The 15069-nt window shown below is 66.2% G+C and carries 15 protein-coding genes; 4 read left to right on the plus strand and 11 right to left on the minus strand.

What is annotated here, in order from left to right; all coding sequences use genetic code 11:
* Positions 1-157: 157 nt before the first annotated feature.
* Positions 158-1072: a nitrogen assimilation transcriptional regulator NAC gene (gene nac / locus ACODSK_RS26750; protein WP_489020273.1), complete on the minus strand. Its 915-nt coding sequence runs from the start codon at positions 1070-1072 to the stop codon at positions 158-160.
* Positions 1073-1343: 271 nt separating this feature from the next.
* Here nac and ACODSK_RS26755 point away from each other — a divergent pair, with 271 nt between their 5' ends.
* From ACODSK_RS26755 to ACODSK_RS26765, 3 genes are read left to right on the plus strand one after another with little or no spacing between them, the layout of a single operon-like run.
* Positions 1344-2855, plus strand: coding sequence for an MFS transporter (locus ACODSK_RS26755; RefSeq protein WP_489020275.1), 1512 nt, complete (start codon positions 1344-1346; stop codon positions 2853-2855).
* A gap of 31 nt (positions 2856-2886) precedes the next feature.
* Positions 2887-3588, plus strand: a complete 702-nt coding sequence (gene pxpB, locus ACODSK_RS26760) for a 5-oxoprolinase subunit PxpB (protein WP_489020277.1) — start codon at positions 2887-2889, stop codon at positions 3586-3588.
* Entirely contained in the window at positions 3585-4562 is a 978-nt protein-coding gene (locus tag ACODSK_RS26765) for a 5-oxoprolinase subunit C family protein (RefSeq protein ID WP_489020279.1), read from the plus strand. Before pxpB ends, ACODSK_RS26765 begins: the two co-directional genes overlap by 4 nt.
* 417 nt (positions 4563-4979) lie before the next feature.
* Here the strand turns inward: ACODSK_RS26765 and ACODSK_RS26770 are convergent, their stop codons facing one another.
* The 10 genes from ACODSK_RS26770 to ACODSK_RS26815 form a co-directional block, all read right to left on the minus strand.
* Positions 4980-6182 (minus strand): pyridoxal phosphate-dependent aminotransferase, encoded by a 1203-nt coding sequence (locus ACODSK_RS26770; RefSeq protein ID WP_489020280.1) that lies wholly within the window; start codon positions 6180-6182, stop codon positions 4980-4982.
* A 169-nt stretch (positions 6183-6351) separates the two neighbouring features.
* Entirely contained in the window at positions 6352-7185 is an 834-nt protein-coding gene (locus tag ACODSK_RS26775) for an ABC transporter substrate-binding protein (RefSeq protein ID WP_489020282.1), read from the minus strand.
* 57 nt (positions 7186-7242) lie between these two features.
* Positions 7243-7971, minus strand: a complete 729-nt coding sequence (locus ACODSK_RS26780) for an amino acid ABC transporter ATP-binding protein (RefSeq protein WP_489020330.1) — start codon at positions 7969-7971, stop codon at positions 7243-7245.
* 14 nt (positions 7972-7985) lie between these two features.
* Positions 7986-8744, minus strand: coding sequence for an amino acid ABC transporter permease (locus ACODSK_RS26785; protein ID WP_489020284.1), 759 nt, complete (start codon positions 8742-8744; stop codon positions 7986-7988).
* A gap of 6 nt (positions 8745-8750) precedes the next feature.
* The gene (locus ACODSK_RS26790) at positions 8751-9452 is read right to left on the minus strand and encodes an amino acid ABC transporter permease (RefSeq protein ID WP_489020286.1); all 702 of its coding nucleotides are present in this window, start codon (positions 9450-9452) and stop codon (positions 8751-8753) included.
* A 94-nt stretch (positions 9453-9546) separates the two neighbouring features.
* Positions 9547-10293 (minus strand): SDR family oxidoreductase, encoded by a 747-nt coding sequence (locus ACODSK_RS26795; protein ID WP_489020288.1) that lies wholly within the window; start codon positions 10291-10293, stop codon positions 9547-9549.
* A gap of 140 nt (positions 10294-10433) precedes the next feature.
* Positions 10434-11201: a LamB/YcsF family protein gene (locus ACODSK_RS26800; protein ID WP_489020290.1), complete on the minus strand. Its 768-nt coding sequence runs from the start codon at positions 11199-11201 to the stop codon at positions 10434-10436.
* Between the two features lie 4 nt (positions 11202-11205).
* Complete coding sequence (locus ACODSK_RS26805) at positions 11206-11613, minus strand: acetyl-CoA carboxylase biotin carboxyl carrier protein (protein ID WP_489020292.1); 408 nt, start codon at positions 11611-11613, stop codon at positions 11206-11208.
* Between the two features lie 2 nt (positions 11614-11615).
* A complete protein-coding gene (accC, locus tag ACODSK_RS26810; RefSeq protein WP_489020293.1) occupies positions 11616-12971 on the minus strand; it encodes an acetyl-CoA carboxylase biotin carboxylase subunit in 1356 nt (451 codons plus the stop codon).
* 4 nt (positions 12972-12975) lie between these two features.
* Positions 12976-13419 (minus strand): acetyl-CoA carboxylase biotin carboxyl carrier protein, encoded by a 444-nt coding sequence (locus ACODSK_RS26815; protein ID WP_489020295.1) that lies wholly within the window; start codon positions 13417-13419, stop codon positions 12976-12978.
* Between the two features lie 297 nt (positions 13420-13716).
* Between ACODSK_RS26815 and ACODSK_RS26820 the strand changes: the two genes are divergently transcribed.
* Positions 13717-15054, plus strand: coding sequence for an OprD family porin (locus ACODSK_RS26820; RefSeq protein ID WP_489020297.1), 1338 nt, complete (start codon positions 13717-13719; stop codon positions 15052-15054).
* Positions 15055-15069 lie beyond the last annotated feature (15 nt).

The raw sequence follows: 15069 nt of genomic DNA on the forward strand, positions 1-15069 counted from the left end.
CATAGGTACGTTGCAACAAATGTGGGAGCGGCTGTTAGCCGCGATGCGCCGCGCGGGCGGCGCTCGATCTCAAGGCCGCTGCAAGGCTCAAGGCAAGCGCCGGTGCGTCGATCTTTCGAGCGGCCCCAAGCAATTGCCCCGACCCGGTCAGCCCCCCTCAAGCCGCCGTCGACAACGTCCCCCGCATCTGCGCCACCAACTCCAGCAAGATCGCCTTGACCGCCTGCGCCGGCACCGACAACGGCAGGTGTCCGGACAGACACAGCGTCAGCGGCGCCTCGATCGCCGGCTCGACGATTCGGCTCAGATGCACACCCCCCTGCGCGGCCACCGCCAGCGCCGCCGATTCCGGCAGGATGGTGGCGGCAAAACGCTCCGCCACTGCACTGCGCAGGGTAGTGGCCGATTCCACTTCGGCGATCACGTTCGGGCTCAGGTCCAGGCGGGTGAAGGCTTCGTCCACCAGGCGGCGGACGATGTTGTATTGCCGTGGCAACAGCAGGTCCATTTCGGCGACCCGTGCCAGCGGGATCTGCCCGCGTCCGGCCAGCTTGTCGTCGGCGCTGACCAGGTAAAGCGTTTCGCGCAGCAGCGGGATGAAGCTCAGACCGTGGATTTCGCGGCCGCCGTAGAGCACGGCCATGTCCATGCGCCCGCTCATGATCAGTTCGCTGAGGGTCACGCCATAGTTTTCATTGAGGTAGAGGGTGATGCCGGGGTGCAGTTCGCGCACCCGCTTGAGCAACGGCACCGCCAGGCTCGACGCCGCCGTGCCGGGGGCCAGCCCCACCGAGACGTTGCCGGTCAGGGCTTCGCTGCTGGAGGTCACGTCGCTCAGCGCCTGCTCGCACTGGCGCAGGATCAGTTGGGCGTGGGCATACAGCACCTTGCCCGCTTCGGTAGGAGTGACGCCGCGTTTGGTGCGAATCAGCAACTGTTGCTGCATCTCCGCCTCCAGCGTGACCAGTTGCTGGCTCAGGGCCGGCTGGGCGATATGCAGCACATCGGCGGCCTGGGTCATGCTGCCGATATCGACAATCTTCACGAAGTATTTGAGGCGGCGCAGGTTCATCGGCGGGTACTCGGTAGAACGGTGATGCCGGGGGTTTTGCAAGCAGCGCGCCAGCTCCCCGTCCGGTCATAAGAAACGCCTATGAGCGGCCTTGCGCCCCCCAATTCACTCCGGATCCGGCACTGAAACAGGGGCTTTTGCCGCCGTGTGCCCGGTAATGGTGCGCGGGTCATAAGCCGGCCTTATTCGTCCAGAGCGAAGTCCTCTTTTTCACCCGTACCCGGCGCTCGTAACGTGACACTCGGATGTCCTTGAGCCCGTGAGTGTACAGATGATCGCCGAACCCGCCGCATTGAGCTTTCGCCAGGCCCTGCTGGCCATGCTGGGCATTTCCCTGGTGCTGATGCTTTCGGCGCTGGACCAGACGGTGATCGGCAACGCGCTGCCGAGCATCGTCGCCCAGTTGCACGGCTTCGACCTGTACGCCTGGGTTGCCACCGGCTACCTGCTGGCCTCGATCGTGACCATCCCGATCTTCGGCCGTCTCGGTGACTATTACGGGCGCAAGCCCTTCGTGCTGGTGGCAACGCTGATCTTCATGCTCGCCTCGCTGATCTGCGCGCTGGCCGCGAGCATGCCGTGGCTGGTGGCCGGACGGGTGTTGCAGGGCTTTGGCGGCGGCATGCTGGTGGGCACGGCCTTCGCCTGTGTCCCCGAGCTGTTTCCCGACACCCGCCAGCGCTTGCGCTGGCAACTGCTGCTGAGCGCCATGTTCAGCGTGGTCAATGCCATCGGTCCCGGCCTCGGCGGCTACCTCACCGGCCAGTTCGGCTGGCGCTCGGTGTTCTGGCTCAACCTGCCGCTGGGGTTGGCGGCGCTGTTCTTCGCCTGGCGCTACCTGCCGTGGTATCGACCACGGCTGCACGCGCCGGTACGTCTGGACTGGCTCGGCGGGCTGCTGATCGTGCTGGCCCTGGGTGGCCTGCAATTGTTCGTCGAGGGGCTGGGACGCAGCAGCGCCGGGGGCAGCCTGGCGTTGGGCGGGCTGGCGCTGCTGGCCTTGCTCGGGCTGATCTGGCAGGAACGGCGCTGCGCTTCGCCGCTGGTGCCGGGGGCGCTGTTCGCCCAGCGCAGCATGCGCCTGTTGTTCGGCCTGGCGCTGTTGGCGGGCGGGGTGATGTTCACGCTGCTGTTCTACCTGCCGTTGTTGTTGCAGGGCGGCTTCGGTTATTCGCCGGAGCAGGCCGGCCTGCTGATTACCCCGTTGGCCTTGAGCATCACCCTGGGGGCGATGGTCAACAGCCGGCTGATGACCCGCCTGGCCAATCCCAACTGGCTGCCCCTCGCCGGTTTCACCACCCTCTGCTGCGCCTGTGCCGGGTTGGCCGCCACCGGGCAGGACACCCGTTTCGCCCTGATGACCACGTTGATCCTGCTGGCGGGCCTCGGCCTGGGTTTCGTCATGCTCAACCTCAGCGTCTTCACCCAGACCCTCGCCGAGCGCCAGCACCTGGGCATCGCCACCGCCTTGCAGCAATCGCTGCGCCTGGTGGGCGGGCTGCTCGGCACGGCGGTGATGGGCTCGCTGGTCAACCTGCTGTACGCCCATCACATCCGCCTGGCGCTGGACGCTGCCGGCCAGTCTGCCGCCTTCGAGCGCCTGCGCGATCCGCAGGTGCTGATGAGTGGCGCTGCGGGCCTGCCCGCCGACTGGTTGCTGCTGGCCCGCACCGCGCTGGCCCAGGCGATTGCCAGCGGCCTGCTGCTCTGCGCCCTGGCGGCGCTGCTGGCGGTGTGGCTGACCTGGCGCCTGCCGCAGGTCGATCTGCATACCCGGCGCTGAACCCTTTTTCCCTCGTGACAGGAACGCCTTCATGAACCAACCCCTGCAAGCCGCGCGACCGCTTGCGGCCGTCGTCGCCGAGCCCGCTGCGCGGGTCTCCCTGATCGGCGCCCGTGCCTACCTGCTCGAAGCACCGGGCGAGCTGACCCTGGAAGCGCAGCGGCGGATCTGGGCGCTGTCCCGGACGTTGCTGGCCCGCCCGGAGGTGGACACCACCGTGCCGGGCATGACCAATCTGCTGGTGCTGTTCCGCCAGATTCCTCCCGAGCCGCAACCGGTCATCGAAGAATTGCAACAGCTATGGCGTGCCGCCGACCCGCTGCACCGCACGGGCCGTACCCACGAAATCCCGGTGCACTACGGCGGCGAGCACGCCATCGACCTGGCGGCGCTGTGCGATCACTCCGGGCTCAGCGATCACGAAGTGGTGCGTCGTCATCACCAGGCGCACTACAGCGTGTTCGCCGTGGCCAGCGCACCCGGCTTCGGCTACCTGGGTGGCCTCGACCCGGCGATCCATATGCCGCGCAAAAAGATTCCGTCGCTGCACATGCTCAAGGGCATGGTCACCATCGGTGGCATGCAGTCGGGCATTGCCGTGCTCGACGGTCCCAATGGCTGGAATGCCATCGGCTTTGCCGACACGCCGATGTTCGATGCCCACGCCGCGCAACCCGCCTTGCTCGCCCCCGGCGATACCGTCTGCTTCCTGCCCGAGAGGATCGAACTGTGATCGAAATCATCGCCACTGGCCCGCAGAACACCGTCCAGGACCTCGGGCGCCAGGGCCATCGTCATGTCGGCGTGGCCACTGCCGGCGCCATGGACACCCTGGCCCTGCGCACCGGCAACCTGATGCTGGACAACGCCGCCGATGCGGCGGCGCTGGAAGTGCAGACCTTTCCGCTGAAAGTACGTTTCAGTGCGGACGGGGTGATCGCCCTGACCGGCGCCGATGGCCGCGCCAGCCTCGACGGCCATGAGGTGCTGCCCTGGTGGGCGTTGCCGGTGAAGGACGGACAGACGCTGGAGATCCGCCATCCTCGCCAGGGTGCGCGGGTCTATCTGTGTGTCGCCGGGGGCATCGATGTGCCGCAGGTGATGGGCTCGCGCAGCACTGCGCTGCGCGGTGGCTTCGGTGGTCTGCACGGGCGCCCGGTGCAGGCTGGCGACTGCCTGGCGGTGGGCGAGGCCGGTGTCCTGTCGATTGCCGCTGGAGGATATGGCGTGCAGCCACCGGGTGTGGCCATGGCCGAGGCGTTTCCCCTGGAGGCCGACGGCAGCCTGCCGCTGCGGGCGATTGCGGCGGGTGAGGCGGACTGGTTCGGCAACGATCTGCCGCGCTTCTGGGCGCAGGCCTGGAAGATCTCGGCGCAGAGCAACCGCACCGGTTACCGCCTCTCCGGCGAACCGATCCAGCCCGAGCACGGCAGCGAGATGCGCTCCTATGGCCTGGTGCCTGGGGTGGTCCAGGTGCCGCCGGGAGGCGAGCCGATCGTGCAGCTTAGTGATGCCAATACGGCTGGTGGGTATCCCAAGGTGGCGGGGGTGATCGAGGCGGACCTGTGGCGCCTGGGGCAGGCGGCGATTGGCAGCCGGATTCGCTTTGTCGAAGTGACACCGCAGGAGGCGATTGCCGTGGAGGCGGCGGTCGAGGGGTATCTGGCGGGGGTTCGGCGGTTGGTGGTGGGCGGGTTGCTGGGTTGAATTCGAGGACCCCATCACTGCATGGGTATTTACATATCTTTTGAGTCCTGGTGACCGCAAGGTGCCCGTCGGGATACCGGATCAGGGCTGACAGGCGCATGACGGTGTTTATCTGGCGCCCTCAAGATCGAGCGCCGCCCGCGCGGCGCTCGATCTTGAGGGCGCTGAAAGCCTTCCGGCATGCGCCTGGCAGCCTTGATGCGATTTCCTGACAGGCGCTCGTGCTCAAAAGATGTGTAGATACTCATGCTCATCGCTGCGGTTCGGCGCCCCGACAAGCCACACAGTGACCGCGTGCACCGCTGGACCTGTGTGGAGCTGGCTCGCCAGCGATGAGGCCCTGAAGTAACCAGCGAAACTCTTGAATTTCCCTCACAAACCATGGGCCGCATCGCGGCCCATGTTCATTTCCACCACTCAGCGCAGCCCGGCACAGAACTCGGCAATCCGCTCGCACCCCTGTCCCAGCCTTTCCAGGCTGGTGGCATACGACAGCCGGAAGTACGGGCTCAACCCATACGCCGCCCCCTGCACCGTGGCGACATGGTGCTCTTCCATCAGCGCCATGCAGAAGTCGGTGTCGTTATCGATCCTGCGCCCCCCGACGCTGGTGCGGCCAATGAACTCGCCGATGTTGGGGAACAGGTAGAACGCCCCTTCCGGCTTGTGACAGGTCAGTCCTTCGATACCCGCCAGGCGCTCCAGGACGAAGTCGCGGCGCTGCTGGTAGATCGCCGCACGTTCGGCCAGCAGCTCCTGCGGGCCATTCAGCACCGCGGTGGCAGCAGCCTGGGTCAGGGTGCAGACGCCACCGCTGTTCTGCGTGTTGACGTTGCTCACCGCCTTGATCAGTTCTTTGGGACCGCCGCAGTAGCCCATGCGCCAGCCGGTCATGGCGTAGGCCTTGGACACGCCGTTGACGGTCAGCACGCGGTCATACAGGCGCGGCTCGACCTCGGCGATGGTGCAGAACTCGAAGCCGTCGTAGATCAGGTGCTCGTACATGTCGTCGGTCATGATCCACACGTCCGGGTGCTGCAGCATCACCTCGGCGATGGCCGCCATTTCCTGGCGCGAGCACGCCGAACCGGTGGGATTGCTCGGGTAGTTGAGCAGCAGCCATTTGGTCTTCGCGGTGATGGCGGCGTCGAGGTCCTCGGCCTTGAGCTTGAACTGGTTGTCCTGGCTGCACGGCACGGCGACCGGCACGCCGCCGGCGAACTTGACGATATCGGCGTAGCTGATCCAGGCGGGCGTTGGGATCACCACTTCGTCACCCGGGTTGAGGGTGGCGAGCATGGCGTTGAAGATCACCTGCTTGCCGCCACCGGCGACGAGGATCTGCGAGGGTTCGTAGTCGAGGTTGTTGTCACGCTTGAACTTGCCCTGGATCGCTTGCTTGAGCACCGGGGTGCCTTCGATGGCCGGGTACTTGGTGTCGCCGGCCAGGGCCGCGGCGTGGGCCGCTTCGATGGCGTGGGCCGGGGTGGGGAAGTCCGGCTCGCCGGAGGACAGGCTGATCACCTGGATGCCCTGGGCGGTGAGCTCGCGGGCTTTCTGGGTCATGGCGACCGAGGCGGAGACGGAAACGTTGTTCAGGCGTTCGGCAATACTGGGCATGGCTGTGGCTTCGCGGTGGAGGAACACTGCGCCCAGCTTAAAAGTGCGCCGCGGGCCTGCCCAAATAGCCCTTTGCTGTGGAGTCATAAGGGAATCGGATGGCTCGCCGGACAGGCAAAAAAAAGCCCGGCCGATGCGCGGCCGGGCAGTGCAGCAAGGAGGGTGCGGGTTATTCCAGGGCTTCGAATTTCATCTCGGCAAGCTTCTGCACGCGCTCTTCGCGAACCAGGTTGTACTCGGTCTGCGGGCCGATCCACTTGTTCCAGATCTGGTCGATCTCGCCGGCCGCATCCATGGCGTAGAGCGCCTGGTTGACCTTGTCCAGCAGCACCGGCTGCTCCAGCTTCATGCCCACGCTGATCGGCTCCAGCGCCATCGGCTCGGCGGTGATGCCCAGCTCCACGCCACCGGCCTTGGCCTGGCTGACCAGCTTCTTCGCCGACATGGTGTTGGTGACCACGCCGAGCACCTTGTTCTGCTGCACGGCGAGGTAGGCGGAACCGGTGTCCTGGAAGGTCACCGGGGTGGCCTTGGCCATGCGGATCGATTGCTCGGAGGTCGAGCCCTTGGTCGCGCTGATGCGCTTGCCTTCGAAGAACGCCTTGGGCTTGTCGGCCAGCGGCGCCTTCACCACCAGCACTTCCTTGGCCACGTAGTAGGGATCGGAGAACTGGATCTGCTGGCCGCGGCTCTTGGTGTAGGCGAGGTTGGCCACTACCACGTCGACGCGGCCCATCTTCACCTCGGCGATGCGCGCTTCACCGGACAGCGGCTTGAGTTCCAGCTTGACGCCCAGGTGCTTGGCCAGGGCCGTGCACAGGTCGACGTCCATGCCTTCGAGCTGGCGGGTCGACGGGTTGGGCGAGGAGAACGGCGGTACGTCGGAGTAGACGCCGCAGCCCAGGGTTTGCTTTGCCTGGATATCGGCCCATTGATCGGCGTGGGCGGTAGCGGCCATCAGGGGCAACAGCATCAGGGCCAGTCGAGCGTGCTTTTTGTGCATTGCAATGAACCTCGAAGAATGGGACGGATGTGGGGCAGTTGTTCAAAAAGGGGCGGCTCAATGGGCGCGCAGGTCGCTGATGAAGCGCTGCGCCCGCGGGTGTTCCGGTCGGCTGAAGAACTGTTCGGGCGTGGCGCGCTCGAGGATTTCCCCGGCGTCCATGAACCAGATGGTGTCGGCGACTTCACGGGCGAAGTTCATTTCGTGGGTCACGCACATCATGGTCATGCCGTCGCGGGCCAGGCTGCGCATCACTTGCAGCACCTCGCCGACCATTTCCGGGTCGAGGGCGCTGGTGGGTTCGTCGAACAGCATCACCGGCGGCTCCATGGCCAATGCCCGGGCGATCGCCACCCGCTGTTGCTGGCCGCCGGACAGCTGGCCGGGGTAAGCGCCGGCCTTGTGCGCCATGCCGACCCGCTCCAGCAGTTCCATGGCCTGCTTCTTCGCTGCGCCCGGGCGCAGGCCGCGCAACTTGGTCGGGGCGAGGATGATGTTGTCCAGCACCGACATGTGCGGGAACAGGTTGAAGCTCTGGAACACGAAGCCGATGCGCGAACGCAGGCGGTTGAGGTTGGCGTCGGTGCCGTGGATATCGTGGCCCTCGAACAGGATCTGCCCGCCCTGGATGGCCTCCAGGCGGTTGACCGTGCGGATCAGGGTGGACTTGCCCGAGCCCGAGGGCCCGCACACCACTACCACTTCACCCTGGCGGATCTCGGCGTTGATGGTGGTCAGGGCGCGGTACTCGCCGTACCACTTGTCGACATTGGCAAACATGATCATCGGGTTCATGGCGGTCATCTCGAAGCTTCGGAAGTGGGAAGGGCGCTACTCGCAGAGGCGGCCTGCGGCTGGCCGCGGTCACCCTGGCGCTTGCGCTCTATGCGTCGCTCCACTGCGGTGGCCAGGCGGGTCAGGCCGTAGCACAGCAGGTAGTAGGTCACGGCGAGGATGGCGTAGACCTGGAACGGCTGGGTCAGCAGCTGGTTGTTGACCTGGTTGGCGGCGAAGGTCATCTCTTGCACGTTGATCATGTAGCCCAGGGTGGTCTCCTTGATGATCGAGACGAACTGGCTGATCAGGCTCGGCAGGGCATTGAACAGCGCCTGCGGCAGGATCACCCAGCCGAACGCGCGGAAGTAGCCCAGGCCCAGGGCCCGCGCTGCCTCCAGCTGGCCCGGTGGCAGGCCCTGGATGCCGGCGCGCACGATCTCCGAGAGGTAGGCGCTCTGGTAGATCACCAGGGTGCAGAGCATGGTGGTGAAGCCGCTGATATTGCGGCCGATCAGCAGCGGTACCAGGAAGTAGGTCCAGAAGATCACCATGATCAGTGGCACGCCACGCAGCACATAGACCCACACCGTGGCTGGCCAGCGCACCCAGGCGAAGGGCGAGATGCGCGCCATCACCACCAGCAGCGACAGCGGAAAGGCGATCAGCAGCGCCAGCGCCGACAGCACCAGGGTATTGACCAGGCCACCCAGCGGCCCGTGGGGGTACTGGCCGAGGAGGAACAGCTCCCAGTTGTCGCGGACAATCACGAATACATCGAACATCGCCGCTTACCTCGCCCGGGCTTGATTGAAATGCCGGGCTAGCAGCGCGCCGGCCCCCATCAGCAGCAGCGACACCGCCAGGTAGCCGAGGGTCGCCACCAGGTAGCACTCGAAGGTGCGGAAGGTGTAGTTCTCCAGCTCGCGGGTGGCGTAGGTCAGCTCGACCACGCCGATGGCCATCGCCAGGCTGGTGTTCTTGAACAGCAGCACGGTGTGGTTGATCAGCGAGGGCAGGGCGTTGCGTACCCCCTGCGGCAGGATCACGTAGCGCATCGAGCGTACGTAGCCCAGGCCCAGGGCGCGGGATGCTTCGGTCTGTCCGGCTGGGATGGCCCGCAGGCCGGCGCGCAGGTCTTCGGAGAAGTACGCCGCCTGGCACAGGCCCAGGGCGATCACCGCGAAGATGAACTCGCTGCTGTAGTTGGCCAGCCACAGTTGCAGGCTTTCCGGGAGCAGGGTCGGTACGCCGAAGTACCAGAGCATCAGTTGCACCAGGGTCGGTACGTTGCGGTGGTAGGACACGTAGCCGGCCACCAGGTGTTCGGCCAGCGGCTTGCCGGTCAGGCGGATCACCACCAGCAGCAGGGCCAGGGCCATGGCAAGGCTCCAGGCGCAGAGCATCAGCTGCGCGGTCAGGCCGGCGCCGCGCAGCAACAGATCGGCGTATTCGCCGGTCAGGATCGGCCCCAGATCGAAATCTTTGAACATGGGTATCACCCTGTCGGGTCAAGGGCAGCAGTCGTTCGCAACCGGGGTGGGGGGCGGCTGGGTCATGGCCCGCCGCTCTTGTCCGGCGATGGGGTCAGTCGGCTTGCGGGCGGGTGGTCTGCAAGCCGCCGGGGACCTGCAGGGTCGGGGTGATTTCCATATGCCCGACGTTCATCGATACCGGTGCGGCGATGGCAAAGGCGATGGCCTCGGCGATGTCGGACGCCACCGGCAGCTCGAAGCCGTCGATGAACCTGGCGCGGATCTCGGCGCCGTTGCCATGCACGTGCTCGAAGATATCGGTGGCGACCCGGCCCGGGCAGATTTCGGTGACCCGCACGCGTTTGCCGAACACGTCGATGCGCAGGTTGCGCGAGAGCATGCTCACCGCCGCCTTGGTCGCGTGGTAGGTGCTGTTGCCGCCGAAGTTGTAGGCGCCAGCGATGGAACTGATGTTGATCACATGGCCACGATCACGCTCGACCATGCCCGGCACCAGCAGGCGGGTCAGGTGCAGCACGGCGCGCAGGTTGACGTCGATCAGCGCGTCGATGCCCTCGGCGGTGGCGTTGAGGATCGAGCCCGGACGGTCGACCCCGGCGTTGTTGACCAGGATGTCGATGTCCAGGCCTTCGACGATGCGGGTCACCGCGGCCAGGTCGGCGACATCCACGGCGTGAACGATGCAGCCGGTGCGCGCGGCCAGGTCGGCGAGCTTGTCGGCGCTGCGGGCCAGGGCATGGACGGTGATGCCTTCGCGGCTCAGGCGCTCGACCGTGGCGGCGCCGATGCCGGAGGATGCGCCGGTGACCAGCGCGGTTTTGTAGTCGGAGAATGGCATGTGTCCGTACCTCATCGTGATACGCCCCCTTGTAGCAGGTGGGCGTTGGATTGACTCTAAAGCCCCGCCCGACGGTCGACCAAGACGGTTTGGCTGTCGGGCGATAAGCGTTTCTTATTGCAGGATCCTGCTGGTACGGCTCAGCCGACCAGTTGCGACAGCGGCACGATCTGCCCACCACCGTCCTCGATTTCCCGGCGGATCGCCCGCGCCAGTTCCAGGGCGTTGGCGTTGTCGCCGTGGAGCAGGATCGAGCAGGCCGGTACCTTGATGACTTCACCGCTGTAGCAGGTCACGGTGCCGCTATCGAGAAACTGCCGGACCCGCTGGCGAACCCGCTCCGGCGCCTTGATCACCGAGTCCGGCAGCGCCCTGGGCACCAGCAGGCCGTGGCGGTCGTAGGCGCGGTCGGCAAGGAAGGTACTGGCGATACGCAGCCCGTGCTTGTCGGCGGCGCGCTCCATGGCCTGACTGGTCGACGAGCTGACGATCAGCGTCGGGTCGAAAGCCTTGACCGTTGCCAGCAGGGCGTCGGCCAGTTCGGCGTCCGCCGCCACCCGGTTGCCCAGGGCGCCGTGGAAGCTCATGTGGGTCAGGCGGTGGCCATTGACCCGCGCCGTCGCGGCCAGGGCGCCGAGCTGGTAGACGATATAGGTCTGCAACTCGCGGGTGTCGATCTGCATCTGCCGGCGGCCGAAGCCGAGCAGGTCGGGAAAGCCCACATGCCCGCCCAGGTCGATGCCCCGGGCCAGGGCCAGGCGTGCGGTGGTGTCCATGATCAGCGGGTCGCCGGCATGGAAACCGCAGGCCACGTTGGCTGAGGAGATGATCTCCATCAGGGCTTCGTCCTCGCCCATTTTCCAGGGGCCGAAGCCTTCGCCGAGGTCGGCGTTCAGGTCGATGCGCATGGCTTCATGCTCCTGTTGCAGTCAGTGCCAATAAAGGTTTTCCGTAATCCACCAGTTGTCCGTCGGTTACCAGGTAGTCGCCGGCGATGCCGTCCTGCCGGGCGCTGACCGGCAACAGCAGGTCGCCCACCGCCAGTACGCCGATCACGTCGCCGGCGCGGATCGCCTGGCCGGGACTGACCTGCGGGGTGTCGCGGGCCGGATGGCGAGCGTGGAAATGCCCGCAGCCGGTGGAGGTGACGCTGATGCTGGCGGGCGCCGCCGGGGCTTCGGCTGGCACAACCGCCACGGGGACGGCTGCTCCGACGCTGCGTTGCAGGCGGACTTCGAAGTCCGTGGTCTTCAATTCGATCCGGGCCAACCCGGCGTCGCTCATCCAGCCGATCAACTGGCGGAGTTTTTCGATACGCATGTTCAGTTCCCTGAGTGGCGTTGCTTGAGCCAGTGTTCGAGGTGATGGATATCCACGGCCCCGGCGATGAACGCCGGATCCTGGAGAATCTCCCGGTGCAGCGGCAGGTTGCTGGCGATGCCCTCGACGCGGAACTGTGCAAGGGCCGTGCGCATTCTCGCCATGGCCTGCTCGCGAGTGGCGCCGTGGGTGATCAGCTTGGCGATCATCGAGTCGTAGTAGGGCGGTACCCGGTAGCCGTTGCTGACGTGGGTGTCGACCCGCACGCCGATGCCACCGGGCAGATCCCAACGGGTCACGGTGCCGGGCGTGGGGATGAAGGTCGCCGGGTCTTCGGCGTTGACCCGGCATTCCAGCGAGTGGCCGCGAGTGACGATCTGCTCCTGGCGCAGTTCGAGGACTTCGCCGCGGGCCACGCGCAGTTGCTGTTCGACGATGTCGATGCCGGTGGTCATTTCGGTGACCGGGTGCTCGACCTGCAGGCGGGTGTTCATTTCGATGAAGTAGAACTCGCCGTCCTCGTAGAGAAACTCGAAGGTGCCCACGCCCTGGTAGCCGATATGCCGGCAGGCCTCGACGCAGCGTTCGCCCACCCGTGCCATGGCCTCGGCTTCGATGCCGGGGGCCGGCGCTTCTTCCAGCACCTTCTGGTGCCGGCGTTGCAGCGAGCAGTCGCGGCTGCCCAGCCATACGCCATTGCCGTGACGGTCGCAGAGCACCTGGATTTCCACATGGCGCGGGTGGCCGAGGAATTTCTCCATGTACAGCTCGGGGTTGCCGAAGGCGCGGCGGGCTTCCTCGCGGGTGATGCTGACTGCCTGGTCCAGCTCCGCCGCGTCATGGACCACGCGCATGCCGCGACCGCCACCACCACCGGCGGCCTTGATGATCACCGGGTAGCCGATTTCGCTGGCGATGCTGCGGATCTGCTGCGGGTCGGCAGACAGCGCGCCATCCGGGCCGGGCACGCAAGGTACACCGGCCTCGCGCATGGCGCGCTTGGCGGCGACCTTGTCGCCCATGCGGCGGATACACGCGGCGTCGGGGCCTATGAAGGTCAGGCCGGCGGCGCTGACCGCTGCGCTGAAGGCGGCGTTTTCCGAAAGGAAGCCGTAGCCGGGATGCACCGCCCCGGCGCCCGAGGCGCGGGCAGCCTGGAGCAGGGCCTCGGCGTCGAGGTAGCTCTGGCCCGGTGCGGCCGGGCCGATGCACAGCGCCAGGTCGGCGTGTTCCAGGTACGCCGCACCGGCGTCGCCCTGGGAATAGACCATCACCGTCTCCAGCCCCAACTGATGACAGGCGCGCTGGATGCGCAGGGCGATTTCGCCGCGGTTGGCGATCAGAACGCGGTTGAACATGGCCTCAATCTCCCATGCGCAGCAGAGGCTGGCCGGATTCGACCTCGCTGCCGGCGTCGGCCAGCACTGCCTCGACGACCCCGGCGCAGGGCGCCTGGACCTGGTGGAACATCTTCATCGCCTCGACGATGCACAGCACCGCACCGGCCTCGACCCGCTGGCCGACGCTAACGAAGGCCGGCTCGCCGGGGGCGGGGGTCAGGTGCAGGATGCCGTACAGCGGCGAGGGGATATCGCGGGCGGCGGCAGCGGCCGCTGCGGGCGCCTCGGTTTCGGCGACCGCAATGGGTGCCACGGCTGCCGGGAGGCTGGCCGTAATGACGGCAGCCTGTGGCGTGGTGACCTGGCGCGACAGGGTCAGGGTGCTGCCCCCTTCGCTCAGGCTGAGCTCGCTCAGGTCGCTGGCCTGAATCAGCTCGATCAGGGATTTGATGCGGGTTTGTTCCATTCGCAGGGCCTCTTGCGCCAGGGCGTCGATTGCGTCTGGCCGAACTGTAAGGGCGCGCTGTGCGGCGGCGCCAAGAGGGTTTGCGCGTGGGGCGATAAGGGCGACTTATGACCCGCGTCGGTCATAAGCGATCGTTATCCAGCCAGAACGAAGTTGTCTTGGCCGCGCCATTCGCCACGGCCGTAGCGTGTAATGGCCGCCCGATAACGCAGCCCGGGCCTCAATCAGAACGGGGCGGCACCTTTCTTATCTGCCTGCCGACTTCCGATCACTTTTTTTGGCTTGGGGAATTTGCTGATGATGAAGTACCCGTTGGGCGTACTCGGGCTGGTCTTGGCCCAAAGCGGCCACGCCGCCGGTTTTATCGACGACAGTCACGCCAGCCTGCTGATGCGTAACTTCTTCAGTCACGTGGACAATCGCGACGGCGCCGCCGACCCGAACTACACCCAGGAGTGGGGCCAGGGCTTCGTGCTCAACTTCAACTCGGGCTTCACCGAGGGGCCGGTGGGCTTCGGCGTGGATGCCGTGGGCATGCTCGGCATCCGCCTGGATTCCGGAAAGGGGCGGCACTACAACCCCACCAGCACCGCGAGCAACGGCAACATCTTTCCCACCGACAGCGATGGGCGTGCGGTCAGCGACTTCTCCAGCCTGGGCCCGACCCTCAAGGCGCGGGTAGGCAGCACCGAGTTCCGCTATGGCACCCTGCAGCCGCAACTGCCGGTGCTGTTTGCCAGCGATCGCCTGGTGTTCCAGACCTTCCGCGGCTTCCAGGTGGAGTCCAAGGACATCGACAACCTGACCCTGACTGCCGGGCGCATCGACCGGGTCAAGGAGCGTGGGTCGACCGACTGGGAAGGCCTGTCCATCGCTGGCTCCAACGCCACGGTCGACCCGGTCAACCCGAGCGTGAACACCACCCGCAGCACCCACGTCAACGAGTTCTGGTACGCCGGCGGGCGCTACAAGGTGTCGCCGGACCTGACGCTGCAGTACTACTACGCCAACCTGACCGACTTCTATAAGCAGCACTTCGTCGGCGGCGTGTATGGCTTCAACCTTGGCCCCGGCCGCCTGACCACCGACGTGCGCTTCTGGAACAACAGCTCCGACGGGCGCAACGGTCATGACCCGGACTACTACAGCAGCGGCTACTACGGCAACGGTCGCACCCGTGGCGAAGTCGACAGCCGCCTGAGCAGCGTGCTGTTTACCTACGCGGTGGGCGCGCACTCGTTCTCCACCGGCTACCAGCAGGTGGATGGCGACAGCGACGCGGTGTGGGTCAACGAAGGGGCGGGGACCACCAGCTACTTCTTCACCGAAACCATGTCCGGCAAGTTCCAGCGCGCCGGGGAGCGCACCTGGCAACTGCGCTACATGTACGACTTCGCCAGCGTCGGCGTACCCGGTCTGACCTTCAAGACCAACTACTACAACGGCGACCACATCGAGACGGCCAGCGGCGACAAGAAGGAATGGGCCCGCGACATGACCCTCGGCTATGTGGTGCAGAGCGGCCCGGCCAAGGGCCTCAGCACCCAGTTGCGCTACGGCGCCTTCCGCACCGACATGCAACGTGACACCGACGAGTACCGGGTGATCGTCGACTATCCGCTCAATCTGTTCTGATCGAGCCCCACGACC

It is taken from the genome of Pseudomonas sp. FG98 (genome assembly GCF_057808595.1).

What these genes read in the sequence shown, in the direction of transcription:
- accC (WP_489020293.1), bottom strand. Translation starts at nt 12,971, where the DNA reads ATGTTCAACCGCGTTCTGATCGCCAACCGCGGCGAAATCGCCCTGCGC.
- ACODSK_RS26775 (WP_489020282.1), bottom strand. Translation starts at nt 7,185, where the DNA reads ATGCACAAAAAGCACGCTCGACTGGCCCTGATGCTGTTGCCCCTGATG.
- nac (WP_489020273.1), bottom strand. Translation starts at nt 1,072, where the DNA reads ATGAACCTGCGCCGCCTCAAATACTTCGTGAAGATTGTCGATATCGGC.
- ACODSK_RS26770 (WP_489020280.1), bottom strand. Translation starts at nt 6,182, where the DNA reads ATGCCCAGTATTGCCGAACGCCTGAACAACGTTTCCGTCTCCGCCTCG.
- ACODSK_RS26790 (WP_489020286.1), bottom strand. Translation starts at nt 9,452, where the DNA reads ATGTTCAAAGATTTCGATCTGGGGCCGATCCTGACCGGCGAATACGCC.
- pxpB (WP_489020277.1), top strand. Translation starts at nt 2,887, where the DNA reads ATGAACCAACCCCTGCAAGCCGCGCGACCGCTTGCGGCCGTCGTCGCC.
- ACODSK_RS26795 (WP_489020288.1), bottom strand. Translation starts at nt 10,293, where the DNA reads ATGCCATTCTCCGACTACAAAACCGCGCTGGTCACCGGCGCATCCTCC.
- ACODSK_RS26815 (WP_489020295.1), bottom strand. Translation starts at nt 13,419, where the DNA reads ATGGAACAAACCCGCATCAAATCCCTGATCGAGCTGATTCAGGCCAGC.
- ACODSK_RS26820 (WP_489020297.1), top strand. Translation starts at nt 13,717, where the DNA reads ATGATGAAGTACCCGTTGGGCGTACTCGGGCTGGTCTTGGCCCAAAGC.
- ACODSK_RS26755 (WP_489020275.1), top strand. Translation starts at nt 1,344, where the DNA reads ATGATCGCCGAACCCGCCGCATTGAGCTTTCGCCAGGCCCTGCTGGCC.
- ACODSK_RS26785 (WP_489020284.1), bottom strand. Translation starts at nt 8,744, where the DNA reads ATGTTCGATGTATTCGTGATTGTCCGCGACAACTGGGAGCTGTTCCTC.
- ACODSK_RS26800 (WP_489020290.1), bottom strand. Translation starts at nt 11,201, where the DNA reads ATGCGCATCGACCTGAACGCCGACCTCGGCGAAGGCTTCGGCCCCTGG.
- ACODSK_RS26805 (WP_489020292.1), bottom strand. Translation starts at nt 11,613, where the DNA reads ATGCGTATCGAAAAACTCCGCCAGTTGATCGGCTGGATGAGCGACGCC.
- ACODSK_RS26780 (WP_489020330.1), bottom strand. Translation starts at nt 7,971, where the DNA reads ATGATCATGTTTGCCAATGTCGACAAGTGGTACGGCGAGTACCGCGCC.